The 15,337-nt window shown below is 33.3% G+C and carries 9 protein-coding genes and 2 pseudogenes; 7 read left to right on the top strand and 4 right to left on the bottom strand.

The window, feature by feature from the left end:
- Positions 1-160: 160 nt before the first annotated feature.
- On the bottom strand, positions 161-4,426 hold the full coding sequence (locus tag ACFVR2_RS18735) for a S8 family serine peptidase (RefSeq protein WP_387365041.1): 4,266 nt from the start codon (positions 4,424-4,426) through the stop codon (positions 161-163).
- A gap of 593 nt (positions 4,427-5,019) precedes the next feature.
- Between ACFVR2_RS18735 and ACFVR2_RS18740 the strand changes: the two genes are divergently transcribed.
- From ACFVR2_RS18740 to ACFVR2_RS18750, 3 genes are read left to right on the top strand one after another with little or no spacing between them, the layout of a single operon-like run.
- A complete protein-coding gene (locus ACFVR2_RS18740; RefSeq protein WP_387365044.1) occupies positions 5,020-6,480 on the top strand; it encodes a spore germination protein in 1,461 nt (486 codons plus the stop codon).
- Positions 6,477-7,589 carry a GerAB/ArcD/ProY family transporter gene (locus ACFVR2_RS18745; RefSeq protein WP_387365047.1) on the top strand — a complete coding sequence of 371 codons (1,113 nt, stop codon included), beginning with the start codon at positions 6,477-6,479 and terminating at the stop codon, positions 7,587-7,589. The genes ACFVR2_RS18740 and ACFVR2_RS18745 overlap by 4 nt, the downstream gene beginning before the upstream one ends.
- Positions 7,586-8,680, top strand: coding sequence for a Ger(x)C family spore germination protein (locus tag ACFVR2_RS18750; protein WP_387365050.1), 1,095 nt, complete (start codon positions 7,586-7,588; stop codon positions 8,678-8,680). The genes ACFVR2_RS18745 and ACFVR2_RS18750 overlap by 4 nt, the downstream gene beginning before the upstream one ends.
- A gap of 129 nt (positions 8,681-8,809) precedes the next feature.
- On the opposite strand, the gene ACFVR2_RS18755 is transcribed toward ACFVR2_RS18750, so the two are convergent.
- Positions 8,810-9,241 carry an Lrp/AsnC family transcriptional regulator gene (locus ACFVR2_RS18755; RefSeq protein ID WP_387365102.1) on the bottom strand — a complete coding sequence of 144 codons (432 nt, stop codon included), beginning with the start codon at positions 9,239-9,241 and terminating at the stop codon, positions 8,810-8,812.
- A 150-nt stretch (positions 9,242-9,391) separates the two neighbouring features.
- Here ACFVR2_RS18755 and ACFVR2_RS18760 point away from each other — a divergent pair, with 150 nt between their 5' ends.
- The 3 genes and pseudogenes from ACFVR2_RS18760 (at position 9,392) to ACFVR2_RS18770 (ending at position 11,867) form a co-directional block, all read left to right on the top strand.
- Positions 9,392-9,973: a beta-class carbonic anhydrase gene (locus ACFVR2_RS18760; RefSeq protein ID WP_387365053.1), complete on the top strand. Its 582-nt coding sequence runs from the start codon at positions 9,392-9,394 to the stop codon at positions 9,971-9,973.
- A gap of 33 nt (positions 9,974-10,006) precedes the next feature.
- Positions 10,007-10,450: pseudogene (gene cynS, locus ACFVR2_RS18765) on the top strand (cyanase).
- Positions 10,451-10,634: 184 nt separating this feature from the next.
- Positions 10,635-11,867: pseudogene (locus ACFVR2_RS18770) on the top strand (purine/pyrimidine permease).
- A gap of 141 nt (positions 11,868-12,008) precedes the next feature.
- Here the strand turns inward: ACFVR2_RS18770 and pdxR are convergent.
- On the bottom strand, positions 12,009-13,406 hold the full coding sequence (gene pdxR, locus ACFVR2_RS18775) for a MocR-like pyridoxine biosynthesis transcription factor PdxR (RefSeq protein ID WP_387365056.1): 1,398 nt from the start codon (positions 13,404-13,406) through the stop codon (positions 12,009-12,011).
- A gap of 119 nt (positions 13,407-13,525) precedes the next feature.
- On the opposite strand from pdxR, the gene ACFVR2_RS18780 reads away from it, so the two are divergent.
- Positions 13,526-14,452 (top strand): DMT family transporter, encoded by a 927-nt coding sequence (locus ACFVR2_RS18780; protein ID WP_387365059.1) that lies wholly within the window; start codon positions 13,526-13,528, stop codon positions 14,450-14,452.
- A gap of 357 nt (positions 14,453-14,809) precedes the next feature.
- Here ACFVR2_RS18780 and ACFVR2_RS18785 read toward each other — a convergent pair whose 3' ends face one another.
- On the bottom strand, positions 14,810-14,983 hold the full coding sequence (locus ACFVR2_RS18785) for a hypothetical protein (RefSeq protein ID WP_387365062.1): 174 nt from the start codon (positions 14,981-14,983) through the stop codon (positions 14,810-14,812).
- Between the last annotated feature and the right edge of the window lie 354 nt (positions 14,984-15,337).

Here is a 15,337-nt window from a genome sequence, read left to right on the forward strand (position 1 = left end):
TTTAGAAATAAATTCTATTATATCCCTCATATTTTAGTATTTCTTTTTAACAAATTGTTGGGATTAGTACTCTTATATAGATTCTGATCTCGTATTAACACAATGAATTAAAATAAACGGTAACCTCTTTAGAGATTACCGCTTTCTAGTCATATTTAAATTACTCTAAACCAAGTGCTTGTAACACATCATCTAATGTTTTACCTTTGTATTTCTTAACTGCTTTTGGAGAATTTTCATTCCATGGATTTTGCATCATGTAGTTATTGATAACGTATTGCATATCTTTTGCATCAACAACGCCATCAAAGTTAATATCCGCATCGCGCTTATTTGTTCCCCAATACGTTTGAATGAATAACGCATCATTTACGTCAATGACATTATCTTTATTCACATCTCCACCAGGAGTATAGTCATAATCAACTGGTTTCGATCCTGCTGTCACTTTTCCATCCTCTTTTAATCCGATTGTAAAGTCTTTCGTTACTGTAAAGTGACCTGGCACGTCAATTTTCAGTTTAAAATTATCATCTGTAATCGGTAATCTTGTTCTAGATAATTGAGTGTTTGTAGAAGTATAACCTAATGGATCAGTTACACCATATTCTTTCCCTTTACTATCTGTTACGCTAATTTTTGCACCCGCTTTGTTATAGTCAATTTGTTTCGGTTCAGGTTCTAAACCACCAAACTTCGTTAATCCTTCTGCTGAAACACCTGCTCTCAATAATGAATAGGTTGGAGTAACATAGAAATATGGTTGAATACCTTGTGTCGTTACTGTACTATTATCCACATTTGTATAAACAGCGCTAAAGAATCTACCGCCAGATGGACTATAGAAGTTCATTGGCCCTTTATAGTAGACATCTTTTGCTTTGAATGTTACGTCTACTAATGATGCATCTCCAGCTATGCCAGTATTCGCAAGGTCTCCAGTCGCAGTTACAGTTATGGTCATTAACGTTTTACCGAGATCGTCAGAACCTTTCGTGTATTGAACATCTAGTTTGCCTTTAAATGCCGCATTCGGTTGAACATTCACCACATCAAGGAAAGCGCTTGGGTATTTGAAAGAAAACACAGCTTTCTTCACATTTGTATTCACATTTTTTGTAGAGAACGTTACTGTCGTAGAATCACCCATATTGATACGTTGTTTATCTGCGATTGCCGTTGTATATGCAGTTCCTTTTCTTACAAAATACGCATCTATCATACTACCATAATTTCTAACAGATGCTTTGCTATAATCTGTAAAGTCGTACTCAGTAATTGCATTAACAATTGGACCAGATGTACTTAAAGGTATTTCCCCGTTGAAATTTCCTTGTGCATCTAGTGGGATACTTTTTTCTGATGAATTAGTAGGATTATAATACGTAAAATTATTATCACCTTGAGAAGCAGTAATACCTGCTGCCTTCATCTCATCAATGTCTTTATCAAATACATTTCCGGATACAGTCACTTTTGTGTCGGTTGGATTAGCTATTTCGTAAATGCCTCCAGCCTTCATATTGTTCATGGTTACCTTTGGCTCTCTTTCTCCATAGTATACCGGTGCATCTGATGTGAAAATTTCCCCTCTATCGTTTGTGCCAACCATTCTAATTTTATACAATCCAGGATCCGTGCGTTTAAAGTCATAAGTAATTGGATTGTCTGGGTTACCCGTTAATGGGTAATATTTCCCTTCGTTCAGCACGCCTCTGAAATAATATTCAGTATTCTCGTCTGCACCCATTCCATCAGCTGAGCCTAAGAATCCGATTTCTTCGTTTGTTTTTGGATCCACTAGGAAGAAATCAAAATATCGCATATGTGAATTCAGTTTAAAGTTTGCTCCAATTGACCATCTAGTCGCATTACTACCTGCTTCATACGCTATTGTATAAGCTGATGGGTTACCTGTCACATAGTCAATTCCTTCTTTAACTGTATGAATCGCAAATGGAATTTTATATGTTTCATCAGGGTTCTTTTGATTTGTATACACTACATACCCTTCATATGTTCCTAGTTTTGCAGTTTTAGGAACGTTAATCGTAGCTTCCATATTTGTACTGCTGTATTTTTTTACTTTTACAGATGATTTTACATCTAATGACACACCATTTGCGGCAGCATCTTGGTCTGCTCTAGAGTCGTCAGTAAAACGAGCATCCAACGTTTGGAACTGAACTTTTACGTCATATGTCTTATCAATAGAACTTTTGTTAAATAAAGTGATTGAACGTTGATCCGAAAGATCTTTACCCTCAACAGCTTGTTCACCAAAACTTAACGCACCTGTAATGTTTTTTATCTGTTTAATTCCCTTATCTGCTAAAGTTGTTATACTATTTGTTACATTTTTAACAGTTGAAGTCTTGTCTTTAACTTGGATTTCAGTTTGTGCATGAACCGCATTGTATGGGTTTACACGCCCTGCACCAACTTCATATACACTATATTTATCAGATAAAGGATCTGCTGTATTCATCAACGTCGCTTTAATATCTGAAGTATCCATGTCAGGATGTGCTTGCTTAATTAGAGCTGCTACCCCAACAACGTTTGGTGTTGCCATCGATGTACCAGATAATCGCTCATAAGCATAATTATAGTGTCCGATTTGATCTGCCCCGTGCATATAAGAAGGAACAGTCGAGAATACAGATACACCCGGTGCTGTTACTTCAGGTTTAATATCGTATAATACGCGAGATGGACCACGTGAACTGAATGGAGCTAATTTATCGCCTGTTGTGACTAATTTTGTCATATTACTAAATGTAAAATCAAGCGAAGCACCAGCAGTACTCAATCCTCCTATTTTAGCAGCTAAAGCTTTTCCTTGTGCGTTACTAATTAAAAATGTCGGTATATATCCGTAACCTTCTCCAAGGTATACATCTCCATTTGGTACCGGTGAATCATATAATACAGCACCGATTGCACCATGCGCTTTCGCATTCGCTATGATTTGAGTTAAACCAATGCTACCTCGTTGGGCTAATATAACTTTTCCTTTTACATCGATTGGTGTAGAAGTACCAACAGCTCCCGTCAAATACGAAGCTTCTGTGCCATATAATACATTGACTAATTGTACAGTTTTCCCTTCAAAATCCGCTACGTTATCCGTATAACCTTGAGCTGCTAATTTTAAATCAGCCGGAACATTTCCTGTAGACGATTTTAATGTTCCAGTATAATTCGGAATCGTTATAGATGTGTCGCTAGCCCCAACTGTAATAGCCAGTGGTGAAGTACCAGGGGCACCTAATGAATACATTGTATTCCCAGAGTTTCCTGCTGCGACAATCGCAGTTACACCAGCAAGAACGGCATTATTAACAGCAATCGTTGTAGGATATAATGGATCATTGTAATTTGCACCAAGTGACATATTAATTATGTCCATTCCATCTGAAACTGCTTTATCAAGTCCTGCTAAAATAGCTGAAGTATAACCGGATCCATATGGTCCTAGAACACGATAAGAATAAATATCCGCATCCGGTGCGACACCTGTCACCGAAAGGTCTCCAGTATTTTTCCCTTGTCCTGCAATAATACCAGCAACATGTGTTCCATGCTCAGTATAATACGCTTCACCATTTGTAGCTAACTCAGCCTGCCCTGACTTCTTCCAATCTGCATATGTCGTTTCCATCGGATCATTATCATTATCAACGAAATCGTATCCACCTTTAAAAGCACCTTTTAAATCTGGGTGGTTATAATCAATTCCAGTATCAAGAATACCAACTTTTACACCTTTACCTGTATAGCCTTCTTCATGAAGTTTTTCAACTCCTGGGAATGTAACCATTGTATGTGTCGCGGCTTGTGACCCTGTAGTTGCTGATTCACTGATTGATGGTGGCTCTACTTGAACTTGTAAATCACTATAAACAGCTTTTACTGAGCTTGATTTAAGTAGATTTTTTATTTTGTTTGCAGGTATGGTCATTGAAACACCATTAAATGCTTTTTTATATGAACGTTTAATTGAATATGGATTTTTCTTTTCTTTTAATTCACTACTAAACATTGTTTTTAAATCTTTTTGGAATGTCTCGTGTGAAGCGTTTACATTTTCTTGTGCATCTTTTACTGATAACGTTTCACCATTTGAGGCAGCTTCTAAAACAGCCGTCTGCTCGGGCTTGTCCTTAAACTCGACAATGACAGATGTAAGCTTGTCACTTGTTTGATCGACATCAGAAGATAATTGCAGACCCTCTTTGTCACTTAATTTCAATTGCTTAATTGCCTCACGTTGCTGAGGAGTCAAATTTGCTAATACTTGATCAATCTTTGAAGTAGCTTGTGCATGAACCTGATGTGAAAATGAAACCGGTGTTAATGTAGTGCTAATAAGTCCTGTTGTTAATGCTAATGTAGTAACATTTTTAAACATTTTCTTTTTCATCTACTAACCTTCTTCCTTTTCTTAAGATAGATTCATTATATTGAGAGTTGGCATGATTGATATTTTGCAAAATTCATTCAATTCAAACTTTTTTACATTTTTTTCACTTTTATATACATTAAATTAATAGTTTGTAAAAAAAGTAAGAAAAAATCTGGACTGCAAATAAAATCTGAAAATCGCAAATAAAATTGGCAAAACAGCAATTAAATTTAGAGAATCGCAAATAAAACTAGCAAAACTGCAATTAAATATCCAAGAATCGCAAATAAAATTAATAGTTACCCCTACCGGTTAAGGTAATATGCCCTAAAACATGTACAATGGTAGATACTTTCAAAGGGAGAACTTGCAAATATGCTCTATATTGAACAAATCTGCCAATTATCTATGAAAAGATCGAAAATATACCTCCAACTAGCGCTAGTCCACACTATTTTATTATTACAATCAAAAATAGGGCTCTCACATGTCAGTTATTCTGACCCATGAGATAGCCCTTTTCTTTATTTATAATCATTCAATTACTTAATCTGACCAATGAATATGTTTTTCTATTTTACAAACAATACACGATAGGAGGTGGAATATTATTGAAAACGGAACAAACAATTACAATTTCTAAAGACATTAATAGTAATTTAGAAAAATTAAAAGAAGAGTTTTCAAATGTTTTTGATTTTAAAACAAGAAAGATTACTTTCAATAATAGACCACTATGTATTGCTTTTATCGATACAATCTCAAATAAAGATATTATTAATGAAAAAATTATAAAGGTACTTTTAAATATCAAACATGGAAATATTATGACTGATCTTCCGGTTTCAAATATTTCTACAACTGATTGTTTTAACGAAATTAATGTATCTCTTATTAATGGAAATACAATCATATTAGAGGATGGATCCAAGGAAGCCTATATAATAGATACTATTTTATTTGAAGTAAGATCAACTAGTGAACCTGTAAATGAAAAAGTCGTTTCAGGTGCTCATGACGGTTTTGTTGAGAGCCTAAGTAAAAATGTAAATTATATAAGAAATAGAATTAGAAGTTCACATTTTAAAACGGAAATTGTAAAAATTGGTGATCCTGCTACAAATGTTGGAATTTTATATTTAGATAATATAGTAAATAAAGATATTCTACAAAATGTTAAAAATCGTATTCATTCAATTCAACTTGAAAATAATTTAACATCAGGTAAACTGGAAGAATTTATCGAGGATAGTTCTTTTTCTCCTTTCCCACAATTATTAAAAACAGAGCGTCCTGATCGAGTTATTTCAAATTTGTTTGACGGTAAAATTGCCGTAATCGTTGAAGGTAGTCCTACCGTTTCAATTATGCCAGCTACTTTTTTTATGTTTTTTCAAACTCCTGATGACTATAATGGGAGAGTTTTAGTTGGGTCCTTTTTAAGAATCATACGGCTATTTAGTTTTTTTCTTTGTATAACTTTACCTGCAGTATACATATCAGTTGTTTCATTTGGTTATGAAATTCTCCCATATGAATTAGTTACTACAATTCAAAACAGCATCGAATTTGTACCATTTTCACCATTTGTCGAAGCGGTCATTATGCAATTGATTTTGGAATTATTAAGAGAAGCATCCATTCGACTCCCAAGCCCAATTGCTCAAACGATCGGCATTGTAGGAGGGCTCGTTATCGGAACAGCTATTGTAGAGGCTAATTTAGTTTCAAATCCCATGACAGTAGTACTCGCCATCACAGCAGTTGCATCATTTGTTGTTCCTGTTCATGAAATGAGTTTTACGCTTCGATTATTAAGCTTTCCAATGATTATTTTGGCATCAATCTATGGATTTGTTGGTATTATATTCGGTTTAACGATTATTTTTATTCATATTGTTAAACTAGAATCTTTTGGTTCTCCATACTTTTCACCTCTTGCACCGATTCGAATAAAGGATTTAAAGGATACCTTGATAAGAGTGCCAAATTGGAAAATGAAGACTCGACCGACAAATGCACAGCCTACTGATACGATTCAGTCCCAAGATACGAAAGGGTGGAAAAAATGATAATTAAGCAAAATGAGACTATTTCATCCTTTCAATTATTTTTTTATATGGTAATCGTTCAATTAAATGTTGCAACATTAACGTTACCAATGTATTTATATAAAGAAAGTTCTTACGATGGATGGATTTCTTTATTAATTTCTTGTCTATTTTCTGTATGTACTATATTCCTATATTCATTTCTACTTAAGCGGTTCCCTAATTTAACAATTTTTGAAATTTGTACGTTTTTTTTCGGAAAATGGATCGGTGGAATATTAAAAATCAGTTATATTTTATATTTTATTTTTATAGCTTATTTTATTAATCAATCATACTTATTTGTTTTTAGCAAATGGGTTTTTCCAAACTCACCAGCTTGGAGTATTTTACTCCTTTTATTGATAATTGGAATCTATTTAGGGAAAGAAAATATTCGAACGATGACTCGATTTTTCCAATTATCTTTTTGGACATTTTTAATCATTTTTATTTTTAGTATCGAAGCGTTTCAAAAGGTGGAATGGAAGTTTTTACTACCAGTTGCTCAAGTTAATTTTACCCATATATTGAAAGGAAGTTATACGTCTTATTATTTCTTACATGGTTTTGAGTGTCTCTTAGTTGTCTACCCATATGTTAAAGGTCCTCATATAAAAACAATAAAAAGCTCTATTTTTTCTATACTATTTATTACACTGATTAATCTATTTATTGTTGTTTTATGTTTCGTATTTTTCAGTAAAAAAGAACTACAGTTAATTCCGGAACCGACAATTTATCTCTTTAAAACTTTAACTTTTTTCAAAGAGCTAGAGCGACTTGATTTACTATTTCTTTCAGTTTGGTTTGTCATCATTGCCTCTTCTTATGTGTCTTATATAAATTTGGCGAATACTGGTATTTCAAATTTAATAAAAAGGAATAGAACTAGTACATTTTCTACTCTTACTATTTGCATAATTGTATTTCTAATTGGTAATTTAGTACCTTCTTCAATAGAATTTCTCGATATACTAATAAAAACTATATCTATTTTGAGTATAATTTTTATCCTATTGATACCAACGTTGATCTTATGTATATCCCTACTCTTTAAGATTAAAAGTAAGGAAATGAAACTGTCATGAAAAAATATCATTATATTACTTATTTATTAATCTTCTTTTTAACAGGTTGCTGGGATCAACACTCCTTGAAGGACTCTGCATTAGTACTAAGTATTGCATTTGACCAACTTCCTAATGACAATATTAAGGGAACTGCAAGCGTCAGTGCTAATATCGCAAAAGGTGACCAAACCGAGGCCACTAATTATATTGTTAATGATCAAGGCGCAAGTATAAGAGATGTACGTAACAATATTGATTACCAAATTCCTGGTAGTTTTTCACCCAACAAATTGCTAGTGATGCTATTAGGTGAAAACCTGGCAAAAAACAATTTGTATCCTTATTTTGATACCTTTTTCCGATTTATTAGAAACCCACTAACTTCACGAGTAGCAATCGTAAAAGGACAGGCCTCTAGTATTATTGAAATGCAAACTTATAAAGATATTTCTATCAGTGAGTCACTTTCAGAAATGCTTGAGGCAGCTGAAAATATTTCTGTTATTCCAAAAGAGACACAAGAAACTATTTACAAAAAAATGGACGATCCAGGTACGGATTTAGTGGTCCCTTATTTAGAAAAACTAGATGATGAAACAATAAAAATTAAAGGTGTGGCACTTTTAGAAAACAATCGATTTACCGGTAAGACCCTAAATAATAAACAGTCAAAATTATTGCTATTACTGCAAGACAAAAAAAGTAGTACGATGAGTTTGTCAGAACCAATGGGGAGCAATAATGAGATTATCTCTTTTAAAGTAAAAAGTATAAAAAGAAACCTACAAATTAAAAATGAAAAGCATCCTAAAGTAAAGATCGATTTAAAAATAAAGATTGATTTAATCGAGTATACTGGCGAAGATTTAGCTAGCAATATCAAGAAAAGGGAAATAGAAAACAAAATTGCTAAAAATATCGAAAAGGAGCTAAAAGAAGTAATTAGCATTCTTCAAGAAACAAATTGTGATGCATTAGGGATTGGTAGATATTTAATGGCCTATCATCCTGATACATGGAAGAAGATAAATTGGGAAAAGGACTATTCAAAAGTTCCTTTTGAGATCAATACAAAAGTGACTATGTATACAAGTGGGATTATTTTATAACCGTTAAAGCTAGTAAAGTTTAGCAATTATTTATTTACATTACAAAACTAGAAAAGCCCTTTATCGGGCTTTTTTTGGTTTGGCTTGTCTCTATTCGTAATTTGTGTCAGTTTACAAATGTGATTATCTTTATTTTAACTTTCCTATTGATAGGTTAACACGATAATTCCCGTACTCTAATAGTTTTTCTAGAAATGTATCCAACTCTTCATTTGAAGCAAAATGCGTTTTTAATAAATAGCATCCTTCACCACTTGTACGATGTACTTCAGAAACTGCTTCTTCTTCTTGAAAGAAAGTCTTAAAAGCTTGATGATTAGCTGTTTTTACGAACACAGTAACAAATGCAGTCACTATTTGTCCTAATTTGATTCGGTTTATTGCGATTGTATATTGTTCAATAATCCCTAAATCCTCTAGTCTTCGAATTCGATTTCCTACAGCCTGCCCTGTCATATGTATTTTTTGACCAAGTTCTTTCCATTGAATTCTTGAGTGTTCTCCTAATAATTTAAGTATCTCAAAATCTGTTTGATCAATGATATAAATCAATCCTTTCATCATGAAAGTAGAAAGTCAGATAGTTTTTCGTCAACTTATTCTGCTGATCGATACAATTCACTATACTTAGTCTATCCTCTTACATCACATTACTAAAATCTTAGAGGACACACCAAAGATATACATCTAAATTTAAAGGTGGTTATAAATATGTTATTACATGAAATTTTAGCGTACAATGAACAATTTGTACAAAACAAGGAATACCTACCTTATGAAGCAACAAAAATGCCTCAAAAACGTATGGTTGTTGTCTCTTGCATGGACGCTCGTTTAATTGAGCTACTTCCAAAAGCTTTAGATTTACACAATGGTGATGCAAAAATCATCAAAAATGCAGGTGGTACGATTACGGATGCCTTCGGTAGTATCATGCGAAGTGTTGTAACAGCTGTTTATGAATTAAATGCAGAAGAAATTTATATTATTGGACATCATGCATGTGGAATGAGTCACAGTAATCCAAAAGGAACACTTCAAAAAATATTGGATCGTGGAGTATCTTCACCAGAAATTTTCTCAGCTATTGAATATGCTGGAATTGACCTTGAAAAGTGGTTATTTGGATTTGATCATGTCAACGATTCAATTCAAACTAACACTGATTTAGTAAGAAATCATCCATTTATACCAAAAGATATTCCTGTACATGGTTTAGCTATTGACCCCCACACAGGTAAATTAGATTTACTAGTTGATGGATATAAAACATTAAATGAAGTCAAAAATTAATTATTATTACTTAATGGAAGGAAGTTAATAAACATGAATAGAAAAGAAGCTACTCAAAAAATTATGGAAGCAAAAATTGCAAAAGGTTTAACATGGTAAGAAATTTCAAAAGTAAGTGAGAACTCTGAGTCTTGGGTTGTAACAGCATTATTAGGACAAGCTACAATGACTCGTCCAGAAGCAGAAAAAATGGCTGAACTGTTAGAGTTAGATGAAGAAGTAGTTCAAGCTTTAACGATCATTCCACATAGAGGTGGTGCAATGCAAATGCCTCCTACTGCCCCAATCTTATATCGTTTATATGAAATGTTATTAGTGTACGGACCAACTATTAAAGAATTAATTCAAGAAAAAGTTGGTGAAGGTATCATGAGTGCAATTGATTTCGAACTAGGTGTGGAGAAAAAAGAAGATCCAAATGGTGACCGTGTAATCCTAACACTTAATGGTAAATTCTTACCTTATCGTAAATGGTAAATTTTTAAAAAATATTTCTATTAAATTAAAATAAACTTACACTATATAAACCTTAGAAATCCATCTTTTTTAATCTACCACTATAGAAAAGATGGATTTTTTCTATAAGGTTCTTTTTTAAGCAAGGGAGATTAATATGAATAATAAATATGTTGATACTAGCTTTAGTATCTTATAGTGGTTTGTGTTTCTATTAGCAAATGCAATTGCATTGCTAATCATTATTGGAGGCATATTCCATTTATCAATTGATGACATTTCAACTTTAATGCAGCGAACTTTTTAAGTTGTGGGAGTGAGTTCTTTTTTACAAGCATGGTTAGGGCATCGCTATCCCATTGCGGATGGTCCTGCCGGTTCATGGGTAAGTATATTTGTCATATTAGGTCAAGTAGCTATGCATCAAGGACAAAGTGCAAAAGATGTACTCCAACTTTTAGAAGGTGGATTAATTATTGCGGGTCTATTACTTTTCGTCCTTGGGATAACAGGACTTGTGCATCGAATTCTACGTTTATTTACCCCTTTGGTTACAGGAACATTTCTTTTAATCTTAGCTCTTCAGCTTAGTGGTGTGTTACTAAAAGGAATGATGGGATTACAAGGAACAGTAACTCATCCTAATTATGCATTAGCTACTATTGCACTCTTTGTTTTTGCCCTTATTACTTTCTTATCAATTAAGGGGAAAGGATGGATGAAAAGTTACGCTGTGTTACTTGGAATTTCAAGTGGTTGGCTTTTGTATGCTGTATTTGGAAAACCGTCCCATCTTCCTTCTGATACACCTTTAGTTAAGTTTCCTGAGGTCTTTGCTTGGGGCATGCCTAAGTTAGATATTGGGATAACCCTAACTGTCACTTTATTTACATTCCTATTAGTTGCAAACACAATTGCTGCTATTTCGGCTGTAAAACAAGTCGCTCCGCTATCTAAAGAAAATGAAAGACAAACATTGAACCGTGGTATATGGGTCGGAGGTATATCACATGTTTTCACGTCGTTGTTCTCTACAATTGGCGTTGTACCATTACCTGCATCAGCAGGATTTATTCAACTAACAGGACAAAAAAAAGTAAAGCCATTCCTTATAGCAAATCTTATATTAGCTGGAATTTCTTTTATTCCCTCTTTTGTAAGATTTATATCCTTGTTACCAGGTCCTATTGCAAATGCCGCACTTTTAGCAACATTTGTCCAAATGATCGGAATTTCATTTCAATCGATTTTACGTGAAGAATTAAATCAACGTCGATTAACGATATTAGGAGTTTCATTATTAATTAGTTTGGGAATAATGTTTCTTCCAGAAAGTGCATTTAGCGGAGTACCATCTACCTTTAAATATGTTTTAAGTAATGGATTACTCGTAGGTACCATGATTGTTATTCTAATGGAACAAGTTTGGAAAGAATGAATCTTGATAACAAAAAACAGAAAAATCCTATAAGGGGCTTTTCTGTTTTTCACTTGCTATTCAATTCATTTTATTCTATTGTCTAGCGATTATTTCGCTGCCTTCTCTTGTTCTTTTAGCATTATTTATTTTACTATCATGTTATATTTTGAACCATGAATTATATAGCAATCGAATAGCCTCTTCAATCTCAGACTCTGATAAAATTGCAAATCCAAGTAATACTGTATTTTTTGGATTGTGCCCTTCACTATAATACATTGAAACTGGATATACTTTAATACTATTTTCAGCCGCTCTATTTATTAGCTCTTCTTCTAACATTCCATTGTGAACCTTTAATAAAATATGTAAGCCAGAATCTTCTCCTATCACTTCCACTTTATTAGAAAAGTACCTTTCGATCGCCGAAACAAGTACATCTCTCTTTTTTCTGTATACAACTCGCATTTTATGAATATGTTTTTCCCAATGACCCTCGTTTAAAAATCTTCTAATGATTTCTTGATCAATTCTCGAAACACTTTGTGTGTAAAATAAATATTGTGAATGATACAATTTAATCAGCTGTTTTGGCAACACCATATAACTCATTCGTAATGATGGAAGTAACGCTTTTGAAAATGTTCCCATGTATATTACGTTTCCCTCTGTGTCAAGCCCCTGCAATGCTGGAATCGGTTTTCCAGAGTAACGAAATTCACTGTCATAATCATCTTCAATAATATAACGTCCATACTCCTCTTGTGCCCATTGTAATAGTTGTCCTCTTCTTTTAATTGGCATAATCATTCCACAAGGAAATTGGTGAGACGGTGTAACGAAAATAACTTTCGCATTGCTAGCTTCTAAAGCTGCAATACAGATCCCATCCTCATCAAGTGGGATCATTTGAACATTTTCTTCTCCCTTCTCAAAAACAACCAACTTTCGATGATACCCTGGATTTTCAACTGCAAAATGCCTTCCCTTTAGTAACTGAAACAAGATTCTTATTAAAAATTGGGTTCCGGCTCCTATTACAATTTGACTCGATGAGCATCTAACACCTCTTGATTCATATAAATATTTTGCAATCTCTTCACGCAAGTTGGATTCACCTTGAGGATGACCAAGAAATAGCAGGTCCTTATTTTCTTGTTGCCATACTTCATTTGAAATTTTCCGATAGACAGCGAATGGAAATGACTTTGGATCTACACCGGTTTGTGTAAAATCATATTTATATATCTGTTCTCCGTATAATACTTCCTTAACGGATTCTCTTTTTTTCTCTGTACGCATCATTTGCTCAATTTCACATACAAAATACCCCTTACGTGAAACTGATTCAATATAGCCTTCTGCCAAAAGTTGTTCATATGCCGATTCAACTGTATTTTTACTCACTTCTAAATACATTGCTAACTTTCTTTTTGCTGGAAGCTTCGTCATAGGAGGGATTTTTCCACTTCTTATTTCTTCTTTTATATATCCATATAACTGTACATACAACGGCATTTTTGACTCAATATTCAAATTTGGTGTTAACTCTAACATAAAATCTGACCCCTTAATGAAATGCATTATTGATACTTTATACAGTACCAGAGATTATATATAATACTTTTTATCATGTAAATCGAATAAAATCAATTTTTGAAAGGAGCATCATGATCATGCAAAACAGCAGACGTCTTGGACTATTTATGATTCTTACAGGAGCTACTTTATGGGGATTATCAGGTCCATTAATTCAATGGTTTTTTCAACGTACGACACTATCATCTATCGACTATTTAGTAATTCGCCTCTTACTTGCGGGAGTCTTTATTTTATGTTTCTTACTTACAAAAAAACAAAATATATTTCGTATTTGGCAACAACCACGTCATCTATTACACCTTATCATTTTCTCAATTCTCGGGATGCTTGGCGCACAATATGCTTTTATTGAAACTGTGCATATTAGCAACGCTGTGACCGCTACTCTATTCCAATTTTTAGGACCAGTTCTCATTACTATTTTTGTTGCAATACAGAATAAAAAACTGCCTTCTATTATGCAAGTACTAGCAATTTTCTCTGCACTGATCGGCACATACTTTATTATTACAAATGGATCAGCCCATAATATTGTCATGTCTAAGGAAACTATTTTATTCGGACTGTTAACAGCTATTGGTTTTACCTTCTATACACTTCACCCTGCTTCACTTATTCAAAAATGGGGGACGACTCTTATTATTGGCTGGGGTATGCTAATCGGAGGTATTGCATTATTTATTTACAATCATTCTTTTGAATGGAAGCAATACTCACAAACTTTTACGTTGTCAACATTCTCTATGCTAATTTTAATTATTATAATAGGTACACTTTCTTTTCTTCTCTACATCGGTAGCCTAAAATATTTATCAGCAACAGAGACTAGTATTTTATCGAGTATTGAACCACTTGTAGCAACTATAGTTTCTATTACTTGGCTAAAGGAATCTTTCGGAGTATACCAATTACTAGGTGGTATATGTATCGTCATCGCAGTTATTTTCTTAACAATGCCAGAAAAAGTAGCAAAATCCAAATTCACAGCTGAACAAATATAATGCCAAATGTAAAAAGGAGGTCTCTTTTTACGATTACTACTTTCCATTATGTTGAATAAGAACCCTGTCTTCGCTATTGATTAAACATTTGTCCCAACCAGCCCAAAGCATGTTTCTAAAAGTAGGGGGTGAACTGTTTAGTTGACGGGGGCTAAGCCCACGCAAGCTTCGTTCTGCCCCGCCTACTTTAATGATTAGACCATATAAAAAATGGTCAACCAGAAATTACTGGTTGACCTTATAATACAAACGCTAAATTAGTTGCATAACAATCCTATTGGCCAAGAAAAATAAGGAAAAAAAGCATTCTTCCCGAATTTTCATTGGTATGCTTACTTCATTGTAAAATTATATTTATTAGTGCTTTAACATATATCCCCAAAGTAATAATGGTGTAATAAGAAAAGTGTAAAGTACTATTTGCAAAATAATTATTGGTTTTATTTCTTTAAAATCACTTACCCAAAACCTAGAAACTATTGCATATAATACTAATTCTATTACTGGTCCAAATACAATCAACCATTTCATTTTAAAAATTTTACTCCTTTTAGAAATTCTAAGATGCCCATTTTACAATCTCACTCTAAAATTATAACACAAAAAAGAAGAAATTATTTTACAAAAACAAAAAATCTGAAGTATTAAATAAATTTAAAACACCCTACAATATTAAAGGTGATATACCAGTTAATATTCCATGATTAGCTGACGTTTTCATTTTTTTGAAGACACCCTAGTAGTTTCATTTACCTTAAACTGTCAATTTGTCATTAATCATTTCCATTTCTTATTGATACAGATAGGTAAGGGTTTGAAGTTATCGCTCCCTTTTCCCCCTGTTCACACCGTACGTGCGACTTTCACCGCATACGGCGTTCCAAC

The organism is Gottfriedia sp. NPDC057991 (genome assembly GCF_042886615.1).
Classification (GTDB): domain Bacteria; phylum Bacillota; class Bacilli; order Bacillales; family Bacillaceae_G; genus Gottfriedia.